Consider the following 23,951-nt stretch of genomic DNA (forward strand, 5'->3'; position numbering starts at 1 on the left):
AGGGGTTCGACCCTGGTTCAGGCCTCGTCGTCGCCGGAGCGGCCGTGGGCGACGCCGGTGCCGAAGCCGACCCCGGCGGGGGCGCCGACGCCCAGCGTCACCAGCTGCGGCTCGGCCGGCGCGCTCCCGCAGCACGACCCGGCGCCGGGCTCGCCGTCGGCGTCCAGCGCGAGGTCGGTGGAGCAGACGCCGGTGGCGGGCAGGTTCAGCTCGACGAGGTCGGCCGCGGCCCGGTCGCCGGCCAGCGCAGCCGCCACGGACCGCACCTGCTCGTAGCCCGTGGCCAGCAGGAAGGTCGGGGCCCGGCCGTAGGACTTCATGCCCACGAGGTAGAAGCCGTCGTCGGGGTGGGCCAGCACGGCCTCGCCGTGCGGGGGCACCGTGCCGCAGGAGTGCTGGTTCGGGTCGATGAGCGGCGCCAGCGCGCTCGGCGCCTCGACCACCGGGTCGAGGTCGAGGCGCACCTCGCGCAGCATGCCCAGGTCGGGGCGGAAGCCGGTGGCGTTGACGATCGCGTGCGCGTCGAGGGCGAGGGCCTCGTCCTTGGTGGTGCCGAGCACCTGCACCGACTCCGCGCCCGGGACGAGCCGGGAGATCGACACCCGGGTGAGCAGGCGCAGGCGCCCGGCGTCCACGGCCTCCTTGAGCCGGGTGCCCAGCAGGCCGCGGGCGGGCAGCTCGTCGTCCGTGCCGCCGCCGAACAGCCGGCGAGCGGACCCCCCGCGGATCGCCCAGGTGACGGTGGTGCCCGGCGCGCCCTCGGCCAGTTCCACGAGGCTCAGCAGCGTGTTCGCCGCGGAGTGGCCCATCCCCACGACCAGCGTGTGCCTCCCCGCGAACCGGGCGCGGTCGGCGCCGAGGACGTCGGGCAGCGGGCCGGTGACGAACGGCGCGGCGTCGGCCTCACCGGCGGCCGGCAGCCCGCTGACGCCCAGCGGGTTCGACGTCGCGTACGTGCCGGAGGCGTCGACGACGGCGCGGGCGAGGACGTCGGTGACGCGGCCGGCGGCGTCCACCGTCCGCACCCGGTAGCCCTGCCGCTCGCGGCCCAGCGACCGGGTCTTGTCCGCGCCGTCGCGGGCCACGGCGAGGACGCGGGTGCCGGTGCGCAGGCGGGCGGCGATCGCCGGGGTGGCGGCGAGCGGGGCGAGGTAGCGGGTGACGAGCTCGGCGCCGGTGGGCAGGGCGTCGGGGTCGGGCGAGGTCCACCCCGTCGGCTCCAGGAGCCGGCGGGCCGCGGCGTCGACGTCGTAGCGCCACGGCGAGAACAGCCGCACGTGCCCCCACGACGCGATCGCCGCACCGGCCTGCGCGCCGGCCTCCAGGACCAGGGGCTCCAGGCCCCGCTCCAGCAGGTGGGCGGCGGCGGCCAGGCCCACGGGCCCTGCGCCGATCACGACCACCGGAAGCTCGTCCCGCACCGTGGTGACCATCTCGCACTCCTTCGTGTCCACGAAGCATCGAAGAACGTCGATGCCTGACAGTCGACAACGTATCCATATTCTTCGATGCGTGGCAAGATGGCCCGCATGACCACGACCGACCTGCCGCTGCTCGCCCCGGCCGCCGCCGTCGGCGGCGCCGGCTGCTGCGGCCCCGTGGTCGCGCCCGTCGACGCGGCCGACGCCCGCGACCTCGCGCGCACGTTCAAGGCGCTGGGCGACCCGACGCGCGTGCAGCTCCTGTCGATCGTCGCCGCGGCGGGCGGCGGAGAGGCGTGCGTCTGCGACCTCACCGAGCCGGTCGGGCTCGCGCAGCCGACGGTGAGCCACCACCTCAAGATCCTCGTCGACGCCGGGCTGCTGGTCCGCGAGCAGCGCGGCCGCTGGGCCTACTACTCGCTCGTGCCCGGGGCGCTCGGCGCGACCGCCGCCGGGCTCGTGGGGCTCGCCGGCGACCGGGCGGCGGACGGGCGGACCCCCGCCCGATAGCGTGTGTCGATGCGGCTCGGCGTGATCGACATCGGCTCCAACACCGTCCACCTCCTCGTCATGGAGGCGCGCGCCGCCGCGCGGCCCGTGCCGCAGGTGTCGCAGCGCTCCGTGGTGCGCCTCATGCGCTACCTCGAGCCGGACGGCTCGATCTCCGACGAGGGCGTCGCCGCGCTCACCGAGGCCGTCGGGACGGCGGCCGACCTGGGCCGGGCCCACGGCACCGACGAGACGCTGGCGCTCGCGACCTCCGCCCTGCGCGAGGCGACCAACGGCCCGCAGGTGCTGGCGGCGCTCGCCGAGCGGGCCGGGGTGCCGATCGAGGTGCTCGCCGGCGACGACGAGGCCAGGCTGACGTTCCTCGCCGCGCGCCGCTGGTACGGCTGGGGCGCCGGCCGCCTGCTCCTGCTCGACATCGGCGGCGGCTCGCTGGAGCTCGCGACCGGCGTCGACGAGGACCCGGACGCCGCGGTGTCGCTCCCGCTCGGCGCCGGCCGCACCACGCGGGCGTTCCTCTTCGAGTCCGACCCGCCGGCCCCCGAGTCCGTCGACCGGCTCCGCGCGCACGTGCGCGCGGTCGTGGCGGGTGCCGTCGGGCCGCTGCGGGCCGCGCCGTCGCCCGACCACGTCGTCGCGACCTCCAAGACGTTCCGCTCGTTGGCGCGGCTCGCCGGCATGCCGCGCGACGTGCTCGGCCCCACGGGCCGGTGGCGCATGCGCCGCGAGCACCTGGACGACTGGGTGCCGCGGCTGGCGCGGCTGTCGTCCGTGGACCGCACCGTGCTGCCCGGCATCGGGCCCGGCCGTGCGCTGCAGATCGTCGCGGGCGGCGTCGTCGCCCAGGAGGCGATGCGCGCCCTCGACGTCGACGAGGTCGAGATCTGCCCGTGGGCGCTGCGGGAGGGCGCCATCCTGCAGCGCCTCGACCACATGTGACGGTCCGCGGCGACGAACCGCCGGACACCCGGTCCGCCGGCCTGTCAGGTCAGTACGGCCGGTCGGCGGGGCGAGGCGCTCGCAACCAGGCGGCCCCGCGCGTGGAGACGAGCGTCCCGTCCGGTCGCTCGACGACGACGAGCAGCACCGCGTCGCACCCGTCGCACCGCACGATCGCGCCCATCGCGCTGACGTGTGCCCGGGCCCGTGCGACGACGTCGGTGCGCCCACAGGTGGCGCAGCGGACCAAGGCGAGCGTCGTCTCGAAGGCGAAGGCCTCGCCGAGGAGTCCGGCGACGGCGTTGCCGTCGAGCGGGGCGTCGTGCGCGGGACGGTCCATCAGGCACCTCCGAAGCGTTCGGTGCGCACCCGGTCCGGCGCGTGGCCGAGTCCGGTGAGCAGGGCCGCGGCCGCCTCGACGAAGCCGGTCGGGCCGCAGACGAAGACGTCGGGCCCGTCGGCCGCGGTGAACCCGGGTGCGGCCAGGTCGTCGTCGGCCACCCTGCGCGGGCGGGTCGGCCACCCCGGCGGCGACTCGCGGGAGAACACCCAGTGCACCTCGACGCCGGGCGTGGGCTCGTCGATCTCCTCGCGGCCGATCGCGTCCGCGGGGCCGCGCACGGAGCAGACGAGCCGGAAGGGGGCGCGGCTCGACGACGCCCGCCGGGCCCGCAGCATCGCCAGCAGCGGCACGACCCCGGAGCCGCCGGCCACCAGGAGCACGGGCCCGGGGTCGCCGGGGCGCCAGACGAAGTAGCCGCCGAGCGGGCCGCGCACCTCCATCAGGTCCCCGGGACGTGCCACGTCCACGAGGTACGGCGACACCTCGCCGTCCGGCACCCGGTCCACGACGAGGTCGGCGCGCTCCGCCTGTCCGGTGGCGGCCAGGGAGTAGGCGCGCGTGGCCTGGTAGCCGTCCGGGGCGGTGAGGCGCACGTCCAGGTGCTGCCCGGGCGACGACGCCTCGAGCCCCGGGACCGAGAGCGTGAGCTCGCGTGCCGAGCGCGTCAGGGGGCGTGCCCCGACGACGGTCGCGACGTGCCAGCCGCCGGTCGCCCCGGCCGTCACGAGTACCGCTGCTCGAGCCAGGGGTCGCCGTAGGCGTGGTAACCGTTGCTCTCCCAGAACCCCGGCTGGTCGTCGTCCTCCATGACGAGGCCGCGCAACCACTTCGCGCTCTTCCAGAAGTACAGGTGCGGCACCAGCAGCCGGGCCGGGCCGCCGTGCACCGGCTCCAGCGGCTCGCCCTCGAACTCGTAGGCCACCCACGACTGCCCGTCGAGCAGGTCCTGGAGCGGGACGTTGGTGGTGTAGCCGCCGTAGGAGTGCGCCATGACGAAGTCGGCGCTCGTCTCCACGTCGGCGAAGAGGGTGTCCAGCGAGACGCCGCGCCACGTCGTCCCGAGCTTCGACCAGTGCGTGACGCAGTGGATGTCGGTCGTGACGTCCTCGGCAGGCAGGGACATCAGCTCGTCCCACGACCACCGGTGCGCCGCGCCCGTCTCGGTGTGCACCGCCAGCTGCCAGTGCGCCTCGTCGACGGACGGCGTCGGGCCCGTCGACAGCACGGGGAAGTCCTGCGTGACGAACTGGCCCGGCGGCACGTCGTCACCCGGGTCGTCGCGACGCCCTCCGAACCCCCGCGTCACGATGCTCATGGCAGGCCTCCCGATGGGTGCTCCGTGTCGGCCCCACGATCAGAGCAGACCCGCCGTGGCCTCGCCAGCGGGGACCGACGGGCTCGGCCCGCAGGGGCGGGCCGGTCACCAGGTGGCGTGGTCCGTGCCCCAGGGGCGGGCGGGGGAGCGGTGGTCGTCGGCTCCCGGCAGCGCGGGCCGGGCGGTCGTGACGCGCGGCCGGTGGCCGTGGCTCACCGTCGCGGACGACGACGGAGCGGCGGCCGGCGGGTGCGCGTGGTCGCGGGGCCCGGCGTCGAGCAGCCAGGCCCCGGTGCGCGCGAGGGCCGCGTCCACGTCGCGGCCGCTGCCGTCGGCCGCCCGCGCGGCGAGCGCGTCGACGACGCCGGCGGCGAGCAGGTACCCGGTCGCGTGGTCGAGCGCCTGCGCGGGCAGCGCCCCGGGGGTGGTGCCGTCCGGCGACTCGACGAGCGCGACGCCCGACGCCGCCTGCACGATCGAGTCGAAGCCGCGCCGGTGGGCCCACGGGCCCGCGTCGCCCCACGCGCTGACCCGGGCGCGGACGACGCCCGGCGGCGGGCGCAGCCCGAAGCGGTCGAGGGCGCCGGGGCGGTAGCCGGTGACGAGCACGTCGGCCTCGTCCAGCAGCGCCTGGGCGCGGTCGAGGTCGCCGGCGTCGTGCAGGTCGAGCAGCGTGCTGTGCTTGCCCTGGCCGGTGTCGAGGTGCTGCCAGCGGATCTCGGCCGGCACCGGCGGGTCGACGCGCAGCACGTCGGCGCCGAGCTGGGCGAGGGCCCGCGTCGCGACGGGGCCCGCGATGACGCGCGTGAGGTCGAGCACCCGCACCCCCGCGAGCGGGGCCGGGCCCCCGCGTGTTCCGGAGCGGCGCCCGCCCGCCTCCGGTTCCCCGCCGATGGCCGCCGCCGGGCGGGCGACGCCGTCGGCGCGCCGTGCGGCACGGACCAGGGGGTGCGCGCGGGCGGCCGTCCCGGGCGCGGAGGCGCGCCACTCGTCCTCGTCGCGCACCCGGACCGCGATCGCGCCCGCGGCCGCGGCGTCGTCCTCGAGGGCCGCCGCGTCGGCGTCGGCGAGCCGCGCCGCCAGGTCCTCGCGGCCGGTGCCGTCGGGCAGGCCCAGCAGGTGCAGCAGCCGGGAGCGGTGGTGCGGGTAGTTGGCGTGGGTGCGGACCCAGCCGTCGGCGGTGCGGAAGAACCCGGACAGCGGCGCGAACCCCTCGACGGGCCGGCCGTCCAGGCGCAGCAGCCGGTCGGAGCCGAACGATGCCGCGACGCGGGCCGGGTCCGGGCCGCGCTCGGTGAGCGGGCCCGTCGCGCCCGCGCGGGCCGCGGCGGCGCACAGCGCCGCGACCGCGCCGAGCGCGAGATCGAGGACGGGGAGCGTGGCGGCGAGCCACGCGTCGCGGGCGCCGTCGGGCACGGGCGGCTCGGAGGGCGCCGCCGGCGCGGGGGCGTCCTCGCCGAGGCCCGTCTCGTACTCCGCCACCAGGCGGCGCCACGGTTCCATGTCCCGACGCTACGCCGTCCTGCGCGACGGATCTGCGGACGGACCGGTGGTCCATCTTCGCCGGTCAGCGTGAGGATCGCCGCGTGGCAGGGCCCTCCTGGGGCCGCCATTTCTAGTCCAGTGGTCTTGAACTGTGGCCGAGTCTGTGTGTCAATGGGGCCCGTGACGAAGTACCACGGGGTGCGCGAGCAGCTCCTCGACCGCCTCGAGGTGATGGCCGCCGGCGAGCAGCTCCCCCCGGAGCGCGAGCTCTCCCAGTCGCTGGGGGTCTCCCGGATGACGCTGCGGCGCGCGATCGACGACCTGGTCGCGCGCGGCGCCGTGCGCCGGCGCCCCGGGTCCGGCGTCTTCGCCCTCAGCCCCAAGCTCGACCCGGGGCTCGTCGCGTCGTCGTTCACGGCCGACATGCGCGCCCGCGGGCTGCGGCCCGGCGGCCGCACGCTCGCCTTCGAGCGCCGCAGCGCCGGCGCGCGGGTCGGCCGCCGGCTGCGGGTGTCACCCACCGACCGTGTCGTGCGGGTGACGCGCCTGCGGCTCGCCGACGGCGAGCCGATGGCCATCGAGGAGCTGCACGTCCCGGACGCCCTGGTGCCGGGCCTCGAGGCCGCCGACCTGCAGGACGCCTCCTTCTACGACCTGCTGCGCTCGCGGTACGGCGTGCGCGTCGTGCGCGGCGTGCAGACCATCGAACCGACCGTCCTCGACGAGGACGAGGCCCGCGCCCTCGACGTGCCCGCGCACTCGCCCGCCCTGCAGTTCGAGCGCACCTCGTGGGGCGCGCGCGACGGCGAGGACGTCGGCGTCGTCGAGTTCGTGCGCTCCGTCTACCGCGGCGACCGCTATCAGATCCGCACCGAGCTGACCGTGCCGGCCGAGGGAGCACCATGACCGCCCCGACGAGCGTCCTGACCTTCGACGTCGGCAAGACCGGCTGCCGTGCCGCGCTGTGGACCGGCGGCGTGCGGGCCGCCGAGGCCGAGGGCCCGGGGCCGGTCGGCCTCGCGGGCGCCGGCGGCACCCGCGCCGCGCTGGAGGCGATGTCCGCGACCGCCGCCGGGCTGCCCGGCGGCCCGGCGTCGCCCGCGACCGTCGTCGCCGGGCTCGCCGGGCTGCTCAGCGCGCCGCAGCAGGCCGCGCCGCTGCTCGACGGGCTGGCCGCCCGGTTCCCGGGCGCCCGCGTCGTCGTGACCAGCGACGCCGTCACCTCGCACGCCGGCGCGCTGTCCGGGCGGCCGGGCGTCGTCCTGGCCGCGGGCACGGGGACCAGCGCCGTGGGCCTCGGCGTCGACGGGGTGCTGCACCTCGTCGACGGCTGGGGCTACCTGCTCGGCGACGCCGGCAGCGGCTACACCATCGGGAGGGCGGGCATCGAGGCCGCCCTGCGCGAGGACGACGGCCGCGGCGGCAGCGCCGCGCTGCTGCGACGGCTCGTGGCGCGCTGGGGTGTCCCGCGCGAGGTGCCGCGGCTCGTGCACGGGGCCGACAACCCCGCGCGCGTCGTGGCCGGCTTCGCCCGCGACGTCTTCGACGCCGCCCGCGAGGGCGACCCGCACGCCGGCCGGATCTGCACCGACGCGGCGGCCGACCTCGCCGACGCCGTCGCCGCCGCCGCGCGCCGTGCCGGGCTCGGCACGTCCCCGGTGGTCGCGGTCACCGGCGGCCTGCTGGGCGCCGGGCCCGTCCTCGCCGGCCCGTTCGACCTCGCGCTCGCCGAGCGCCTCCCCGGCGTCGCCCGCCAGGAGCCCGACGACGACGCCCTCGCCGGCGCGCACCTGCTGGCCACCCGCCCCGACCTCCCGCACCACGGCGCGTCGTCCACCCGCGACCCGCGCCCGACCGACGCACCACCGGAGACCCCATGAGCGCACGACCCACCCCCGGCGACACCCCCGCCGAGACGCCCGCCAACCACGACGAGCGGCCCGCCGGCGCGGGAGACCTGGCGCACGAGCTCGCCCGCCTCGACACCGAGCGCTCCCGGCCGGACCTGCGGCTCGAGACGATGGACGTCGCCGGCCTCGTGGCCGCCCAGCTCGAGAACGACCGCGCCGTCCAGCAGGCGGTCGAGGCCGCGGCGCCGCAGATCACCGCGGCCCTGGGGGCGGTCGTGTCCCGCCTGGAGGCCGGCGGCCGGCTGGTCTACGTCGGCGCCGGCACCCCGGGCCGGCTCGCCGTGCTCGACGCGGCCGAGTGCCTGCCCACGTTCGGGGCCGGGCCCGAGACGGTCACCGCCCTCATGGCGGGCGGCGAGGACGCGATGATCACCGCCGTCGAGGGGGCGGAGGACGACGCCCGGGCCGGTGCCGCCGACGTGCGCGCCGCGGGCGTGGGCCCGCGCGACGTCGTCGTCGGCATCACGGCGTCCGGCCGGACCCCGTACGTCGTCGCGGCGGTCACGGCCGCGCGCGAGGAAGGCGCCGCCACCGTCGGGATCACCAACAACGCCGGCACCGCGCTGGCCGCGGCCGCCGAGCACCCGATCGAGACGCTCACCGGGCCGGAGCTCGTCGCCGGGTCGACGCGGCTCAAGGCGGGCACCGCGCAGAAGCAGGTGCTCAACATGCTCTCGACGATCGCGATGATCCGGCTCGGCAAGGTCTACGGCAACCTCATGGTGGACGTGCACGTCACCAACGAGAAGCTGCGGGTGCGCGGCCAGCGCATCGTCATGGAGGCCACCGGCGCCGGGCCCGAGGAGGCCGAGGGCGCGCTCGCCGCCGCCGGCGGGCACGCCAAGGTCGCGATCGCCGCCCTGCTGCTCGACGTCGCGGCCGGCCGGGCGCGCGAGCTCCTCGACGCCGCCGGCGGGCACCTCGGCGCCGTCCTGCCGGGCCAGGGGGCGGGCCGATGATCGTCGTCGGCCTCATGACCGGGACGTCGGCGGACGCGCTGGACGTCGCCGTCGTCGACCTCACCCTGGACGGCGCCCCGCAGGGCGCTGCCGCGCAGGACGTCGCGGGCGAGCTCGTCGTGCGCCTGCTGGACCACCGCGAGGTGGCGTTCGCCGACGAGCTCGCCGGCGACCTCCTGCGCCTGCTCGAGCCGCGCGACGTGCCGCTCGCGCTCGTCAGCGGAGTCGACGCCCGCCTCGGCCGGTTCTGCGCGGACGCGGTCGAGCGCGTGCTCGCCGACACCGGCGTCGCGGCGGACCTCGTGGTGTCGCACGGGCAGACGGTCCGGCACGACGTCGCCGACGGCCGCGTCACCGGCACGCTCCAGATCGGGCAGCCGGCGTGGATCGCCGAGCGCACCGGCGTCCCGGTGCTGTCCGACGTGCGGTCCCGCGACGTCGCCGCCGGCGGCCAGGGCGCGCCGCTCGCGGGCATCCTCGACCACCTGCTGCTGGCCGGCGCCGACGCGCCGACCGCGGCGCTCAACCTCGGCGGCATCGCGAACATCACGGTCGTCGCGCCCGGGCGGGACACCGTCGCGTTCGACACCGGCCCGGCGAACGCCCTCGTCGACCTCATGGCGCGCCGCATCACCGGCGACGGGCGCGGCTACGACCGCGACGGGGCGCTCGCGGCCCGCGGTCATGTGCTCCCGGCGCTGCTCGACGACCTCCTCGCGGAGCCGTACTACGCGCTGCCCGCGCCGAAGTCCACCGGCAAGGAGCTGTTCCACGCCGCGTACCTGGACCGCCACCTCGCGCGGTACACCGACCAGCACGGCGCCCCCGACGACCTGGACGTCATCGCCACCCTGACCGCGCTCACCGCGCGCACCGTCGCCGACCAGTGCCGCGCGCACGGCGTCGGCGCGGTCGTCGCGTCGGGCGGCGGCACCCGGAACCCGACCCTGATGCGGGCCCTCGAGGCCGAGCTCGGGCACCCCGTGGACACCACGGACCGGCTCGGGCTGCCCGAGGGGGCCAAGGAGGCGACGCTCATGGCGCTCGTCGGCTGGCTCACCTGGCACGGGCTGCCCGCCGCCCTGCCGAGCGTCACGGGCGCCGCCCGCGGCACGGTCGCCGGGCGGCTCACGCCCGGGGCGGGCCCGCTGCGGCTCGCCGCACCGCTCGACACCCTGCCGGCACGCCTGCGCGTCGTCGGCTGATCCCCGAACCCCCAGAACCGCACCACTCACCAGCACTGACCCGGGCGACGCCCGGACGCATCCCGCCGAAGGAGACACGGCATGCAGACCCTCGACCTCCTGGTCATCGTGGCGTACCTGGCCGCGACCGCCTGGCTGGGCCTCAGGCTCAGCGGCAAGCAGACCGGCCTCAAGGACTACTTCCTCGGCGGGCGGAACCTGCCGTGGTGGGCCGTGTGCCTGTCCGTCGTCGCGACGGAGACCAGCGCGCTCACCGTCATCGGCACGCCCGTGATGAGCTACCTCGGCGACATCTCGTACCTGCAGCTGGCGCTGGGCTACATCCTCGGGCGCATCGTCGTCGCGTTCTTCATGCTGCCGCGCTACTACGACGGCGAGATGGTGACCGCGTACGCCTACCTGGGCAAGCGGTTCGGGCAGAGCACGCAGACCACGGCCGGCGTCACCTTCATGTTCACCCGCCTGCTCGCCGACGGCATCCGCGTGCTGGCCGCCGCCATCCCGCTCAAGCTCATCCTCGACGGGATGGGGATCCACACGAACTACTTCACGATCATCGTGGTGCTGGCGATCGTGACGATCCTCTACACGTTCATCGGCGGCATCAAGGCCGTGGTGTGGGTCGACGTCGCGCAGATGTTCCTCTACGTGCTCGGCGGCATCGTCGCGATCGTCGTGATCTCCGCGCAGACCGGCGGCGGCTGGTTCGCCGAGGCCGCGGACGCCGGCAAGCTCAACATGTTCATCTTCTCCGGCAACCCGATCTCCGACGCGTCGGCGTTCGTGCCCTCGCTGCTGGGCGGTGCGGTCTTCGCGATGGCGTCGCACGGCTCGGACCAGCTCGTCGTCCAGCGGCTGCTGACCTGCCGCTCCAAGGTCGAGGCGCAGAAGGCGCTCATCTGGTCCGGCATCATCGTCTTCTTCCAGTTCGCGGTGTTCCTGCTCGTCGGGCTGGCGCTGTGGGGCTACTACGACGGGGCCTCGCCGGCCGACCTCGGCCTGGGCCGCGACGACGAGATCTTCCCGATGTTCATCATCGAGGGCCTGCCGCAGGGCGTCTCGGGCCTGCTGCTCGCCGGCATCCTCGCCGCGGCGATGTCCACCCTGTCGTCGTCGCTGTCGGCGCTGTCGTCGTCCACCGTCACCGACGTGTACGGGCGCCTGAAGAAGACGCCGATGACCGACGAGCAGGGCCTGAGGGCCGGCCGGTGGGCGACCATCGGCTGGGGACTGGCGTTCATCGCGCCGGCGACCGTGTTCCAGTCCGACGAGGGCAACATCGTCATCCTGGCGCTCGGCGTCGCGGGCATCACGTACGGCGGGCTGCTCGGCGCGTTCGTCTTCGGCATCCTCAACAAGCGTGCCCGGGCGGCGGACGCCAACGTCGCGTTCGTGCTCGCCGTGGCGGTCAACGCGTTCTTCTTCGTGATGGAGAAGTACGTCACCGGCGAGGTGTGGGTGGCGTGGCAGTGGTACCCGCTGATGGGCGTGATCGTCACGTTCGTCGTCGGCGGCCTGCTGTCGCTGCGGCACCCGGCGCCGCTGCCGGAGCCGGCGCCGACGGCCCCCACGAACGACCGCGTGAGCCGTTAGGATCCTGGCCATGGCCCCCACCGCTCAGTCCGACCTCGTCCTGCGTCCGTTCGAAGGCCTGCCGGGTGAGGCGGACTGGGTGGCGATGCGCGAGATCGTCCCGTCCGCGACGGCGACGGCGCGCACCACGGCCGACCGGGGCGGGCGCGACGTCGTCGTGACGACCGTCCTGCCCGGCGGCTGGAGCGCGCTGCACCGCGAGGACGGCACCGTGCTGGTCGCCGTGCAGGGCGTGCTCGCCTCGGACGACATCAGCCGCGACCTCGCGGCGGCGCTGCTCGCCGCCGTCGACGCGGAGCCCGGGACCGGGATCCTGCCGGAGCAGCTGGGGGACACCTCGGCCGCCCCGCGCCTCCAGGAGGTCCTGGACGCCGACGTGCCGTTCGAGGTGACGGTGCACGAGGGCTACGACTACTGGCTGGACAGCACCACCGAGGTCACGGCCGAGGTGCGCGAGTCCCTGGACGAGGCCGCGGAGACGAGCATCCCCACGGTCCGGCTCTCGGCCGTGGACGCCGCCTACTGGTGCCAGATGTCCAAGGAGTTCCTGCGCTGGGCCCGCACCGAGGACGAGGACCGCGTGGTCGACGCGATCGCGCGCCTGCACGCCCGGCGCGAGTCGGGTCTCGCGGGTGGCAAGTTCCTCGGGATGTTCCGTGCGTGCGGCATCGTCGTGCCGGTGTGGGAGCTCCCGCGCGGCACCGAGGCGGCCGACCTCGAGGAGCCGGTCGCGGAGCTCGGGCGCAAGCTCGACGAGGCGCTCGGCGTCGACGCGCCGCTGGATGCGAACGAGCGGCGGGCGCGGGCGGGTATCGTCTCTCGACAGGTGACGCTGCGCTGATCCACCCGGCCAGGACGACGGCCACGACGACGACGTCGGACGGGTGGCGGGCGGCTCCGCCGGATCTTCACTCGACGCACTTCCCGACACCTTTTCTTGACCAGGTTCGGGGACGCCGGGGGAGTAGAGTCGTGCCGGGGAAAACGCTCCGCAGGCGAACCCCGCAGATTTGGTCAAGAATCTATGTCGAGCAGCAGGTCATGAGGGCAACGGGCAGGGAGTCGTGAACACGGACCAGGGCGTCACCTCCACGGACGCCGCACTGGCGTCCACCGGTGAGCACGAGGCAGGAACGACGGCCGCGACGCGGGTCGGCGTCCTGCCCGTCGCGAAGACCCCCCGCCCACCGACAGGGCCGGGAAAGCGCAACACCCAGCGGGTCGCCGTCATCATCCCCGCCAAGGACGAGGCCGAGCGCATCGCCGCGACCGTCCGCGCCGCCCGCGCCATCCCGCACGTCGACCTCGTGCTCGTCGTCGACGACGGGTCGACGGACGAGACCCAGCACGTCGCGCGCGACGCCGGCGCGGTCGTGGTGCGGCACTCGCACAACCGGGGCAAGGCGGCGGCGATGGAGACCGGCGCCGCCGTGGTCGCGATGCGCGACGCCGACGGCCGCGCCCCGCGCCTCCTGCTCTTCGTCGACGGGGACCTCGGCGACACGGCGGTGAACACCGCCCCGCTCGTCGCGCCCGTGCGCGAAGGGGTCGCCGACCTCGCGATCGCGCTCCTGCCCCGGCAGACGGGGGCCGGCGGACGCGGCATCGTCGTCGGCACGGCCCGGCGCGCCATCCAGCACCTCACGGGCTGGAGCCCGAGCCAGCCGCTGTCCGGGATGCGCTGCCTGACCCGCGAGGCGTTCGAGTCCGCCACCCCGCTGGCGCACGGCTGGGGCGTGGAGACCGGCATGACGATCGACCTCCTGCGGGCGGGCTACGTGGCCGTCGAGGTGCCGTGCGACCTCAAGCACCGCGCGTCGTCGAACGACCTCAAGGGCCAGCTGCACCGGGCCGGCCAGTACCGTGACGTCGTGCTCGCCGTGAACGCGCGCCGGGTCCGCGGGGCGGTGGCCGCCGTGCGCGGCATGGGCCGCGACCGCGCCCGCAGCTGAGGCAGCGACCGACGAGGCCCGAGCCCCGAAAGGCACGCCCGGCCAGCACGGACGCGTCGACATCCCCCGCGGGCGTGGCTACGCTCGGGTAGCCGACGAGGTCGCGACCTGCGCCCCGGCCATCGCGTCCTACCGCTCGACGGAGGCTCAATGGACACGTCATCAGCCGTCTCAGCCCAGCCCGACCAGGGCGCCGCGGCCCCGGCCCCCACGACCGTCCCGGACCACGTGCTGGGCCTCGGTGTCGAGGTGGCCCGCGACCGGGTCCGCGTGGCGCTCGTGGACGCCGGTGGCACGGTCCGGGCCCGGGCGGAACGACGCGACGTGCGCGCGACGCCGGCGGCGCGCGCCCGGGCGGTGGCGGTGCTGGCCCACTCCTGCAGCGAGGACGTCGAGGCTCGGCTGGGCACCGGCAAGAGCGTCGAGGTCCGCCACGCGGTGGCGGCGTTTCCCGCCGTCGTGGGCACGGACCACGCCAGCGTCTACCGGGTCCCCGGGCACGAGAAAGGCGGGACGGCGCTGCGCGACGCGCTCGTCGACGCGCTCGGCTGCCCTGTGATCCTGGAGAACGACGTGAACCTGGCGGCGGTCGCGGAGCACCGGCAGGGCGCCGCGCAGGGCGAGGACACGTTCGTGGCGCTGATGCTGGACGACGGCTTCGGCGCCGGCATCATGCTCGACGGCCGACTGCACCGCGGCGCCTCCGGCCTCGCCGGCGAGGTGGCGTTCATCCCGCAGCCGGGCCGCGCGATCGGCTCGCAGGTGCTGGGCGACGTGGCGCTCGCCGCCCTGGCCAAGGAGCACGGGCTGCCGGAGTCCCTTGGGATGGGCGACCTCGTCGACCGCGCCGAGGCGGGGGACGAGGTCGCGGACGACGTCGTGCGCGAGGTCGCCCGGCGGCTCGGCGTCGTCGTCGCGTCGATGGCGATCGTGCTGGACCCGGGGCTGTTCGTGCTGGGCGACCAGGCTGCACGGCCGCCGATCCTGGACCGGGTGGCCGCGTGGCTGCGTGACCAGGTCGCCGTGCTGCCGGCGCGCGTCGTCGGGTCCCCGCTGGGGCCCGACGCGGTCGTGCGCGGTGCGGCGCAGGCCGCGAGCGAGGCGCTGCGGTGAGCACCGCCGCGCCGTCCGACCTCACCGCACGCCTCGGCCTGGACCCGGGCGCCCGCGCGATCATCCTCAACGCCGACGACCTCGGCATGTGCCGCGCGGCCAACCGCGCGATCGTGCCGCTGCTCGAGGCGGGCCACCTCGACTCGGCCACCGTCATGGTGCCGTGCCCGTGGGCGCCGGACGCGCTCGCGTCGGCGGCGGCCGACCCGGCGCTCGACGTCGGCGTGCACCTCGTGCTCACCAGCGAGTGGACCCGGTACCGGTGGCGGCCGCTCACGGGCGTGGGCACGACCCTGGTCGACGACGCCGGGTACTTCCCGGCCGACGTGCCGGCGGTCGAGCGGCAGGCGAGCGAGGAGGACGTCGCGGCCGAGCTCGCGGCGCAGCTCGACGCGGCGCTGGCCGCGGGCGTCGACGTCAGCCACCTCGACAACCACATGGGCTCGGTCTACGGGCTGGCGACGGGGCGCTCGTTCCTGCCCCAGGTGCTGCGGCTCGCGGCCGAGCGCGGGCTGCCGTTCCGGCTGCCGCGCTCGCTCGACCGGCTCGAGGCGACGGGGGCCGACGTGACCGGCCCGGGCGCCCAGCAGGTGCTCGAGACGGCGACCACGGCGGCGGACGCGCTCGGCGTCGTCGTCCTCGACCGGCTGTGGACGCACCCGTTCGAGCTGGCGGGCGAGGGCACGCCCGACGCCGAGGGCTACGACGACGTCAAGGCCGGCTTCCTCGACCTGCTGCGGGCCGCCGAGCCGGGCGTGACCGAGATCTTCCTGCACCCGATGCTGCACGACGACGAGCTCGCCGACGCGGTCGACTACGCCGCGTCGAAGCGGGCCTTCGAGCACCGTCTGCTCGCCGACCCGGACGTCGCGGCCACGATCGCCGCCGAGGGGCTCGTGCGCGTCGGCTGGCGGGACCTGCGCGCCGTCCAGCGGGGTGAGCGATGAGCGCCGCCGGCGGCGGCGGCCTCGCCCGCCTGCGCGACCGCCGCCTGGTGGGAGAGCCCACCCGGGCGCAGACCGTCGCCTACGGGGCGTCGGCGTTCCCGGCCAACCTGCTGCTGCAGACGTTCTCCGCGTTCGTCGTGTACTTCTACGTCGACCGGCTCGGCGTCCCGGCGGGCTGGGTGGCCGGCGCGATGATCGCGCACGGCATCCTCAACGCGCTGCTCAACCCGGTGGTGGGCGCCGCGTCCGACCGGCGCCGCACGCGCTGGGGCCGTCGCGTGCCGTGGATCGGGCTGGGCGTCGTGCCGCTCGTCGTGGCGTTCGCGCTGGTGTGGATGCCGCCGCCGCTGCCGCCGGCGGGCCTGGTCGTCTGGTTCCTCGTGGTCGTGGCGATCTACGACGTCGCGTACGTCGCGGTGGTGCTCAACGTGTCCGCGCTGTTCCCGGAGATCTTCCGCACGACGGCCGAGCGTGCGCGGGGCAACTCCCCGCGCCAGCTGTTCGCGCTGGTCGGCATGATCCTCGGCACCGCCGGAGCGCCCCTGCTGTACGACTCCGTGGGCTGGGCCGCGATGGGCCTCGTCCTGGCCGTCGTGAGCCTGGGCTTCTTCTGCTGGTCGGTCGTCGGGATGGTCGAGCGCCCGGTGGACCTGGCGGCGGTGCGCGAGCGGGAGGCCGCCGTCGGCCTGGGCGACCAGCTGCGGTACACGTTCGCCAACCGGGCGTTCGTCACCTACGTGCTCGGTTCGCTGCTGCTGCAGAGCACGACGGCGATCCTGCTGGCCGGCGTCCCGTTCTACGTGCGGTACACCGTCGGCGGGACGGACGCCGACGCGACGCTGCTGCTGGCGCCGATCTTCGTCGCCGCGATCCCCGCGATCGTCGGCTGGTCGTGGGTGGTGCGCCGGGTCGGCCCGCGCACCGCCATGCTCGCCGTCGTCGTGGTCTACGGCCTCGCGACCTGCCTGTACCTGATCCCGACGACCGTGATCGGGGCGGCGGCCGCCGGGCTCGCGGTCGGCCTCGGCGTGGCCGGGCTCATGCAGGTGCTCGAGGTCGCCCTCGGTCAGGTCATCGACGACGACGAGACCCGCACCGGCCTGCGACGCGAGGGCATGTACTTCGGCGCGAACGGCTTCGTGGTGCGCGGGTCGGTGGTCGTGCAGGCGGTGGTCCTGGCCGTCGTGCTCGGCGCGAGCGGGTACGTCGAGGGCGCTGCCGCCCAGGCGCCCGAGGTGGCGACCGGCGTGCGGCTCCTCATCGGCGCCGTGCCGGTGGTGCTGGCCGCCGCAGCGTTCGTCTGCTTCTGGCTGTACCCGCTGCGCGGGCGGGACGACGCCGCGGTGGCCGCCGCGGAGTCGTCGCCGACGGCCGGTGACCTGACCGTGTGAGCCGCACCATCGGTGAGGTCGGCCACGAACGGCAGCCGGGGAGCCGGTCGACCCGTGGGGCCCTCGTAGCGTGGACGGTCCACCACCAGCACGCACGACCGGAGGACCGATGACCACGCCGACGACCTCGAGGCGCACCCGCGCCCTGGCGGCGGGAGCCCTGCTCGCCGCCCTCGCGCTCACCGGCTGCTCGGGCACGTCGGACGACGACGCCGCGGCGGGCCCGGAGTCGCAGGAGCCCACGGCCGAGCCGTCGAACCAGCCGTCGACCGGGAGCACACCGCTCGTGGTCCGGTACTCCGACGAGCACAAGACCGTGATCACGGTCGCCCCGGACCAGCTGGCCGCGCTGACCGGTGTCACGGTCGACGGCGGCGGGGCCCGGGCCGTCGACGACGCCGTGGCGGCGCTCGCGGACGCGGGCACCTGGTCGTCGTCCCCGGAGACGGCCGACCACGTGGACGTCGTCACGGAGGCTGCCGAGCGCGAGTCCGACCGGCTGCGCGGCATCCTCACGGGTGCGTCGCACGGCGAGGACGTCGGGCTGCGCCTCGTGGTCAAGCACGACCGGCACGCGGACGTCGCGCACTTCAGCGGCCACCACGACGACGGCGACCAGGAAAACGACCAGGACGAGGACTGACGGCCGGCGGGCCCGTCGGGGTCGCCCCGACGGGCCCGGTGGCGCTCAGCGCGCCATGACCCACGCCGTCGTCGCGCCGGGCAGGACGCCGCCGTCGAGCGGCGCGCTGCTCAGCAGCACCTCCCCGTCGGGGAGGGGGACCGGGGCGTCGCCGAAGTTGGTGACGCTCACCCAGCCGTTCGGGCGGCGGAACGCGAGCACGTCGGCAGGCCCGGTCTCGAGCCACTCCAGCTCCTCGCCCGTCTGGAGCTTGCGGCGCAGCGCGAGGGCCGCGCGGTACAGCTCCAGCGTCGAGCCCTCGACCCCGTCCTGCGCACCCGCCGCGTGGTCGGCGAACCACGCCGGCTGCGGCAGGTGGGCCGGCCCGTCGCCGAAGCCGAACGACGGACCGTCCGTCGTCCACGGCAGCGGCACCCGGCAACCGTCGCGGCCCATGTCCACGCCGGGGTTGCGGAAGAACGACGGGTCCTGACGCTCGTCGTCGGGGATGTCCGCCACCTCGTGCAGACCCAGCTCCTCGCCCTGGTACAGGTATGACGACCCGGGCAGCGCGAGCTCGAGCATCGTCGCCGCGCGGGCCCTGGCCAACCCGGCCGCGCGGTCGAGCTCCCGCTCCGGTCCGCCGGCGAGGAGCCACTCGGCGCCGCCCTTGCCGGGCCGGTCGCCGCGGGGCGGCAGGCCGTACCGGGTCGCGTGGCGGACCACGTCGTGGTTGGAGAAGACCCACGTGGTCGAGGAGCCGGACGTCGCCGCGAGCTCCAGGTTGGCCGTGATGATGCGGCGGAACTGCGCGGCGTCGAAGTCGGCCTCGAGCAGGTCGAAGTTGAACGCCTGCCCCAGGCCCTCCTTGCTGGCGTAGCGGGCGCGGCGCTCCGCGGACTCCACCCACGCCTCGGCGACGGCCGTGCGCGGCGGGTCGTACGCGTCGAAGACCTCGCGCCACCCGGCGTACACCTCGTGCACGTCGTCGCGGTCGAACAGCGGGTGCCGGCCGTCGCGCGGCATCGCCTCGAGCTCCGCCTGGGGCGGGAGGGGCTCGCCGGGCGCCGGGAGGTCCTTGGTGAGCATGTGCGCCACGTCGATGCGGAAGCCGTCGACGCCCCGGTCGGACCAGAACCGCAGCGTGTGCAGGAAGTCTTCGCGCACCTCGGGGTTGTCCCAGTTGAGGTCGGGCTGCTCGGTCGCGAAGTGGTGGAAGTACCACTGCCCGTCGCCCACGGGCTCCCACGCGGGACCGCCGAACGTCGAGGTCCAGTCGGCGGGCGGGAGCTCGCCGTCCGCGCCCAGGCCGTCGCGGAAGATGTAGCGGTCGCGCGCCGGCGAGCCCTTCGGCGAGGCGAGGGCCTCGCGGAACCACTCGTGCAGGTCCGAGGTGTGGTTGGGGACGATGTCGACGACGACGCGGATGCCGGCGCCGTGCAGCGCGGCCACCATCTCGTCGAAGTCGTCGAGGGTGCCGATCCGGGGGTCGACGTCGCGGTAGTCCGCGACGTCGTACCCGCCGTCGGCGAGCGCCGAGGGGTAGAACGGGCTGAGCCACACCGCGTCGATCCCCAGGGCGGCGAGGTAGTCCGCGCGGGAGGTGATGCCGCGCAGGTTGCCGATGCCGTCGCCGTCCGAGTCCGCGAAGCTGCGGGGGTAGATCTGGTAGACGGCGGCCTGGCGCCACCAGGTCGGGTCGGACGCGGCGTCGGAGCCGTCGCCCTTCGCGGCGGGAACGTCCAGCAGGTCGGTCATGGGTGCTGCCCTTCTTCGTGTGGTGCGGTCCGGGGGCCGGGTTCAGCCCTTCACGGCGCCCTGGGTGACGCCCTGCATCACCCAGCGCTGCGTGAACAGGTAGGCGACGATCGCGGGCGCCATCGCCATGAGGTACGAGGCGAACGAGACGTTGTAGTTGTTGGAGAACTGGGTCTGGAACAGCTGCTGCCGCACGGGCAGCGTCTGCAGGGCGGGGTCCGAGATGATGAGTGACGGCATCATGAAGTCGTTCCACGCGTACAGGAAGGCAAAGATGCCGACCGTGGCGCTCATGGGCGCGAGCAGGGGGAAGACGAGCCTCCAGAACGTCTGCGCCGTCGTCGCGCCGTCGATGCGGGCGCTCTCCTCGAGCTCCGCCGGGATCGACCGGAGGAACGCGGTGAACAGCAGCACGCTGAAGCTCAGCTGGAACATGGTCGCCAGCAGCACCACGCCCGCGGGGTTGTCGAGGCCGAGTCGGCCGGTGAGCTGGATCTGCGGCAGCGCGACGACGGGGAACGGGATGAACATCGCGCCGAGCAGGTAGAAGAACGACCAGCGGAACATGCGCCGCTCCCAGTTGCGCATGATCGCGTAGGAGGCGAGGGCGGCCAGCAGGATCGTCGCCGCGACCGTGCCTGCCGTGACCAGCAGCGACATCGCGAGGCCGACGGGGAACCCGGTGAGCTGCCACGCCTGTACGAAGCCCTGGACGCTGAGCGGCGCGGGCAGCGAGAACGCGTTGCCGTCGACCGCCTGCGCCGGCGACTTGAAGGCCATCGAGAGCGTCACGTAGAGCGGGAGCAGCACGGTGACGGAGCACAGGACGAGGACGAGCGTGCCCGGCCTGTTCCACCGCTCCCGCGGCTTCCTCGCCCGGCCGCGGGCGCCGCTCGGGGCGGAGGTCTCGGAGCGGGGCGGCGTGGTGAGCGTCGTCGTCACAGGGTGTTCCTTCCGCGGGTGACCGAGAGCTGGAGAAAGGCGATCAGCACGGCGACCACGAAGAAGATCGTGGCGTTGGCCATCTGGTAGGCGTAGTCGCCGCTGTTGAACCCGGTGATGATGGTCATCGCGACGCTCCGGGTGGACGTGCCCGGCCCGCCGTTCGTCAGGCCGACGATGATGTCGTAGGCGTTGAGGAAGTTCTTGAAGCCGAGGATGACGTTGATGACCACGTAGCCCGCCATGAGCGGCAGGGTGATCCGCGTCAGCCGCTGCGCCCGGCTCGCGCCGTCGATCTCGGCGGCCTCGTACACGTCGCCCGGGATGGCCAGCAGGCCCGCGATGTAGATGAGCAGCGCGCCGGGGACGGCCTGCCACGCCGTGACGGCGACGATCGCGACCCACGCGAGGTCGGGGTTCGCCAGCAGGCTCGTGCTCAGGAACGGGATGCCGAGCGAGGTGCCCGCGGCCGGCAGGGAGTTCGAGAACAGGAAGTTGAAGACGTAGGCGATGATGATGCCGGAGACCACCATCGGGATGACGAAGACGGCCCGCAGGCTCACCTTCAGCCGGATGCGGGACGTCAGCCCGACCGCCAGCAGGAAGGCGGCGACGTTCACCACGAGCACGGTGACGAGCGAGAACCCGAACGTGAACAGGTAGCTCTGCCAGATGGCCGGGTCGCTGAACGCGGCGACGTAGTTGACGAGGCCGACGAGCTCCCAGTCCCCGATGCCGATCGAGTTCGTGAAGCTGAAGAAGATGCCGATGATCGCCGGGACCGGGATCGCCAGCGTGAACAGCACGAGGCTCGGCAGCAGGAAGAGGTAGTAGACCGGCTCGACGCGCCTGGTGTGATGAGGGGCGCCCCGCTTCGGGCGGGCGGCGCCCTTCGGGGTCGTCGTGAGGGTGGACATGAGCAAGACTCCTTCGTTCCGCTCCGGTGGCGCAGGGCTTCCTGACGGCGGGCCTACTGGCGCATCGCCAGGCGGGCCCAGTCCTCGTCGAGGGTGCGCATCGTGGTGCCCACGTCCTCGCCGAACGCGATCCCCTGCGCGTAGCTGGTGAGGGGGATCGTCTTGGGCACGAGCACCGAGGCGCCCTGGTAGACCTTCCCGGTGTCGTAGTAGTCGGTCATGCCCGCGAGGCGGGGGTCGGACGGCGGTGGCGCGTCGGTCGTGGGCGTGTAGCCGAGCTGGGACTCGTTGTAGGGCTCGATGACCTCCGGCCGGTACAGGTGCTCGAGGAAGTCGCGCGCGGCCTCCTGGTGCTGCGAGCCCTCGGGGATGATGGCGGCGAGGTCGACGTTGACGCGCACCTTCAGGTCCGCCGGGTCGTCGGTCATCGGCAGGGGGAACGTGCCGAGGTCGAGGTCGGGCGCGGTCTTGGCGATCTCGCTGAAGGCCCACGGCCCCTGGAGGTACATCGCGGCCTCGCCCTGGGCGAAGGCCAGGTTGCCGTCGCCGTAGGCGCGGCTCGGGGCGTCGTCGTTCACGTAGCCCGCGAGCTGCGTCATCTGCTCGAGCGGGCGCGTGTAGTCCTTCTCGAAGGACGCGGCCGAGCGCGGGCCGACGTCGGACCCCTCGGCGGCGAGCCGGTCGAAGAAGTCGATGGTGTCGACCTGGCCGCCGACCGCATAGTCGAACCAGCCCTGGGCGACGGTCCAGTCGTCCTTGAAGGTGCCGTAGAACGGTGTCACGCCTTCGTCCGCGAGCGTGTCGGCGACCTTGATCAGCTCGCTCCACGTCCGCGGCACCTCGAGGTCGTGCTCGGCGAAGATCGTCTTGTTGTAGATGACCGAGGCGGCCATCACGGAGTACGGCAGGGCGCTCGTGCGGCCCTCGCAGCGTCCGTACTGGTCCATGAGGGGCTGCAGGTCCGTGCGGATCGCGCTCGCGGCCCGGGTGTCGCCCAGGTCGCTGAGCGTGCAGCGGTCGACGAACCGTGCGACCTCGTTGTTGTAATTGGCGAGCATGAGGTCGGGCGGGTTGCCGCGCACGAAGCTCGCGGAGACGACGTCGACGCCCGAGGTGTCGAGCTCGACGCGGACGTCGTCCTGCGACGCGTTGTAGTCGTCGACGACCTTGGTCATGTAGGGGATCGCCTCGCGCTTGCTGAAGGTGAACCTCACGGTCTCCGCCTCGCCGTCGCCGGCGCCGCAGGCCGTGAGGAGGCCGGCCAGCAGGGCGACCCCCAGGGCGCCCGCCGTCGCTCGTGCCCTCATGCTCACTCCGTTCGTCGTCGAACTATGTTGGCGGCGAAAATCTAACACTAGAATCAACTCGCAGACCATACTGGTCCCACCCCACGGAGAAACGGAGCGCGATGACGAACGGCGCGGAGGCCAGCACGCCTTCGACGAACCTCCTGCGACGGCTCAACGCCGAACGCGTGCTGCAGGAGGTCTGGGACGGCGAGCCGGTGACGGCGAGCGCCCTCATGGCCGCGACCGGGCTGGCTCGCTCGACCGTCCTCACGCTCTGCCGGACGCTCACCGACCGGGGGTGGCTGACCGAGCTCGACGACGCCCGCGCCGCCGGCGCCTACACGAAGGGCCGGCCGGCGCTGCGGTACGCGTTCCGCCCCGACGCCGCCCTCGTCGTCGGGGTGGACGCCGGCCAGCACCGGGTGTCCGCCGCCGTCGCGGACCTGCACGGCAGGGTCCTGGCCTCCCGCGCGGTCCACCTCGACCCGGAGAGCGGCGCGGACGCGCGCCGGGCCGCCGTCCTCGGCGCCGTCGACGAGGCGCTCGCGGACACCGGCCGGGGGGACGACGCGGTCGCGGCCGTCGTCGTCGGGGTGCCCGCCCCCGTGGCGACGACCGGCGTGCCGGCGGGGGAGCGCAACCCGTTCTGGGCGCTCATGAACCCCGGGCTCGGCGACCTGTTCGCGCCGCGCGGCTGGGAGACGGTGGTCGAGAACGACGCCAACCTCGCCGCCGTGGCGGAGGCCGAGCACGCCGGCGGGTCACCGGCGTACGCCGCGCTCCTCGTGGGCGAGCGGCTCGGCGCGGGGGTCGTGCTCGACGGGGAGCTGCGCCGCGGACCGCGCGGTGCGATCGGCGAGCTGCGGATCCTCGACCTCGTGCGCGGCGTCGGCTCCAGCGACGGCCTCGGGGCCCAGGCGAGGGAGGAGGCGCGGGCGGCCGTCGCGGACGGCGAGGCCGAGGGCACCCCGCTCGCCGCGGTCGACCCGCACCTGCTCGACGCGGAGCACGTCCTCGCGGCGGCCGCGGCGGGGGACGCCGTCGCCCGGCGGATCTGCGCCGGCCTCGCCGACCGGCTGGCCCGGGTGTGCGTGGTGCTCGCCGGGCTGCTGGACCTGGACCGCGTCGTCGTCACCGGCGCGATGGCGCCGTCCCTGGGGCCCGTGGTCGAGCACGCCCGGACCCTGCTCCCCGCCCACCTGCACGACCCCGCGCTCGAGGTCGTGATCTCCGACCTGGGCCCCGACGTCGTGCGCACGGGTGCCGTCCGGCAGGCGGTCGGCCTTGTCCGGGCCCACGCCCTGGACCGCGAGCTCGCCGGCTGACCGCGCCCGCCCGGACCG

General features: G+C 75.0%; 23 protein-coding genes. 14 read left to right on the top strand and 9 right to left on the bottom strand.

Annotated features, from left to right (window positions below; all coding sequences use genetic code 11):
- Positions 1-17: 17 nt before the first annotated feature.
- Positions 18-1,433, bottom strand: coding sequence for an FAD-dependent oxidoreductase (locus tag IEW03_RS17380; RefSeq protein WP_188524967.1), 1,416 nt, complete (start codon positions 1,431-1,433; stop codon positions 18-20).
- Positions 1,434-1,529: 96 nt separating this feature from the next.
- Here IEW03_RS17380 and IEW03_RS17385 point away from each other — a divergent pair, with 96 nt between their 5' ends.
- Both IEW03_RS17385 and IEW03_RS17390 read left to right on the top strand, forming a co-directional pair.
- On the top strand, positions 1,530-1,931 hold the full coding sequence (locus IEW03_RS17385; protein ID WP_229738397.1) for an ArsR/SmtB family transcription factor: 402 nt from the start codon (positions 1,530-1,532) through the stop codon (positions 1,929-1,931).
- 9 nt (positions 1,932-1,940) lie between these two features.
- Positions 1,941-2,867: a Ppx/GppA phosphatase family protein gene (locus IEW03_RS17390; RefSeq protein ID WP_188524969.1), complete on the top strand. Its 927-nt coding sequence runs from the start codon at positions 1,941-1,943 to the stop codon at positions 2,865-2,867.
- A gap of 49 nt (positions 2,868-2,916) precedes the next feature.
- Here IEW03_RS17390 and IEW03_RS17395 read toward each other — a convergent pair whose 3' ends face one another.
- The 4 genes from IEW03_RS17395 to IEW03_RS17410 form a co-directional block, all read right to left on the bottom strand.
- Entirely contained in the window at positions 2,917-3,207 is a 291-nt protein-coding gene (locus IEW03_RS17395; protein WP_188524970.1) for a DUF6510 family protein, read from the bottom strand.
- Positions 3,207-3,935, bottom strand: a complete 729-nt coding sequence (locus tag IEW03_RS17400; protein ID WP_188524971.1) for an FAD-binding oxidoreductase — start codon at positions 3,933-3,935, stop codon at positions 3,207-3,209. The genes IEW03_RS17395 and IEW03_RS17400 overlap by 1 nt, the downstream gene beginning before the upstream one ends.
- Positions 3,932-4,525 (bottom strand): sulfite oxidase-like oxidoreductase, encoded by a 594-nt coding sequence (locus IEW03_RS17405; RefSeq protein WP_188524972.1) that lies wholly within the window; start codon positions 4,523-4,525, stop codon positions 3,932-3,934. The genes IEW03_RS17400 and IEW03_RS17405 overlap by 4 nt, the downstream gene beginning before the upstream one ends.
- A gap of 105 nt (positions 4,526-4,630) precedes the next feature.
- Positions 4,631-6,028, bottom strand: coding sequence for a CoA transferase (locus IEW03_RS17410; protein WP_188524973.1), 1,398 nt, complete (start codon positions 6,026-6,028; stop codon positions 4,631-4,633).
- 153 nt (positions 6,029-6,181) lie between these two features.
- On the opposite strand from IEW03_RS17410, the gene IEW03_RS17415 reads away from it, so the two are divergent.
- From IEW03_RS17415 to IEW03_RS17465, 11 genes are all read left to right on the top strand, one after another.
- A complete protein-coding gene (locus IEW03_RS17415) occupies positions 6,182-6,916 on the top strand; it encodes a GntR family transcriptional regulator (RefSeq protein WP_229738398.1) in 735 nt (244 codons plus the stop codon).
- Complete coding sequence (locus IEW03_RS17420; RefSeq protein WP_188524975.1) at positions 6,913-7,890, top strand: N-acetylglucosamine kinase; 978 nt, start codon at positions 6,913-6,915, stop codon at positions 7,888-7,890. Before IEW03_RS17415 ends, IEW03_RS17420 begins: the two co-directional genes overlap by 4 nt.
- Positions 7,887-8,879 (top strand): N-acetylmuramic acid 6-phosphate etherase, encoded by a 993-nt coding sequence (murQ, locus tag IEW03_RS17425; RefSeq protein ID WP_188524976.1) that lies wholly within the window; start codon positions 7,887-7,889, stop codon positions 8,877-8,879. The genes IEW03_RS17420 and murQ overlap by 4 nt, the downstream gene beginning before the upstream one ends.
- Entirely contained in the window at positions 8,876-10,084 is a 1,209-nt protein-coding gene (locus IEW03_RS17430; RefSeq protein ID WP_188524977.1) for an anhydro-N-acetylmuramic acid kinase, read from the top strand. The genes murQ and IEW03_RS17430 overlap by 4 nt, the downstream gene beginning before the upstream one ends.
- An 81-nt stretch (positions 10,085-10,165) precedes the next feature.
- Entirely contained in the window at positions 10,166-11,677 is a 1,512-nt protein-coding gene (locus IEW03_RS17435) for a sodium:solute symporter (protein WP_188524978.1), read from the top strand.
- A 10-nt stretch (positions 11,678-11,687) separates the two neighbouring features.
- Complete coding sequence (locus tag IEW03_RS17440) at positions 11,688-12,518, top strand: DUF5926 family protein (RefSeq protein ID WP_188524979.1); 831 nt, start codon at positions 11,688-11,690, stop codon at positions 12,516-12,518.
- A gap of 319 nt (positions 12,519-12,837) precedes the next feature.
- Complete coding sequence (locus IEW03_RS17445) at positions 12,838-13,629, top strand: glycosyltransferase family 2 protein (RefSeq protein ID WP_188525021.1); 792 nt, start codon at positions 12,838-12,840, stop codon at positions 13,627-13,629.
- 150 nt (positions 13,630-13,779) lie between these two features.
- The gene (locus IEW03_RS17450; RefSeq protein WP_188524980.1) at positions 13,780-14,742 is read left to right on the top strand and encodes an ROK family protein; all 963 of its coding nucleotides are present in this window, start codon (positions 13,780-13,782) and stop codon (positions 14,740-14,742) included.
- Positions 14,739-15,689, top strand: a complete 951-nt coding sequence (locus IEW03_RS17455) for a ChbG/HpnK family deacetylase (protein WP_229738399.1) — start codon at positions 14,739-14,741, stop codon at positions 15,687-15,689. The genes IEW03_RS17450 and IEW03_RS17455 overlap by 4 nt, the downstream gene beginning before the upstream one ends.
- Positions 15,686-17,080 carry an MFS transporter gene (locus IEW03_RS17460; protein WP_188524981.1) on the top strand — a complete coding sequence of 465 codons (1,395 nt, stop codon included), beginning with the start codon at positions 15,686-15,688 and terminating at the stop codon, positions 17,078-17,080. The genes IEW03_RS17455 and IEW03_RS17460 overlap by 4 nt, the downstream gene beginning before the upstream one ends.
- 109 nt (positions 17,081-17,189) lie before the next feature.
- Complete coding sequence (locus tag IEW03_RS17465; RefSeq protein ID WP_188524982.1) at positions 17,190-17,723, top strand: hypothetical protein; 534 nt, start codon at positions 17,190-17,192, stop codon at positions 17,721-17,723.
- Positions 17,724-17,768: 45 nt separating this feature from the next.
- Here the strand turns inward: IEW03_RS17465 and IEW03_RS17470 are convergent, their stop codons facing one another.
- From IEW03_RS17470 to IEW03_RS17485, 4 genes are read right to left on the bottom strand one after another with little or no spacing between them, the layout of a single operon-like run.
- A complete protein-coding gene (locus IEW03_RS17470; protein ID WP_188524983.1) occupies positions 17,769-19,460 on the bottom strand; it encodes a glycoside hydrolase family 13 protein in 1,692 nt (563 codons plus the stop codon).
- 42 nt (positions 19,461-19,502) lie between these two features.
- Entirely contained in the window at positions 19,503-20,402 is a 900-nt protein-coding gene (locus IEW03_RS17475) for a carbohydrate ABC transporter permease (protein WP_188524984.1), read from the bottom strand.
- A complete protein-coding gene (locus IEW03_RS17480) occupies positions 20,399-21,319 on the bottom strand; it encodes a carbohydrate ABC transporter permease (RefSeq protein ID WP_188524985.1) in 921 nt (306 codons plus the stop codon). Before IEW03_RS17480 ends, IEW03_RS17475 begins: the two co-directional genes overlap by 4 nt.
- Positions 21,320-21,372: 53 nt before the next feature.
- Positions 21,373-22,626 carry an ABC transporter substrate-binding protein gene (locus tag IEW03_RS17485; RefSeq protein WP_188524986.1) on the bottom strand — a complete coding sequence of 418 codons (1,254 nt, stop codon included), beginning with the start codon at positions 22,624-22,626 and terminating at the stop codon, positions 21,373-21,375.
- Between the two features lie 101 nt (positions 22,627-22,727).
- On the opposite strand from IEW03_RS17485, the gene IEW03_RS17490 reads away from it, so the two are divergent.
- Entirely contained in the window at positions 22,728-23,933 is a 1,206-nt protein-coding gene (locus IEW03_RS17490) for an ROK family transcriptional regulator (RefSeq protein WP_188524987.1), read from the top strand.
- The last annotated feature ends 18 nt before the right edge of the window (positions 23,934-23,951 follow it).

Origin of the sequence: Isoptericola cucumis, assembly GCF_014635665.1 — a bacterium.
GTDB classification, from domain to species: Bacteria; Actinomycetota; Actinomycetes; order Actinomycetales; family Cellulomonadaceae; genus Isoptericola; species Isoptericola cucumis.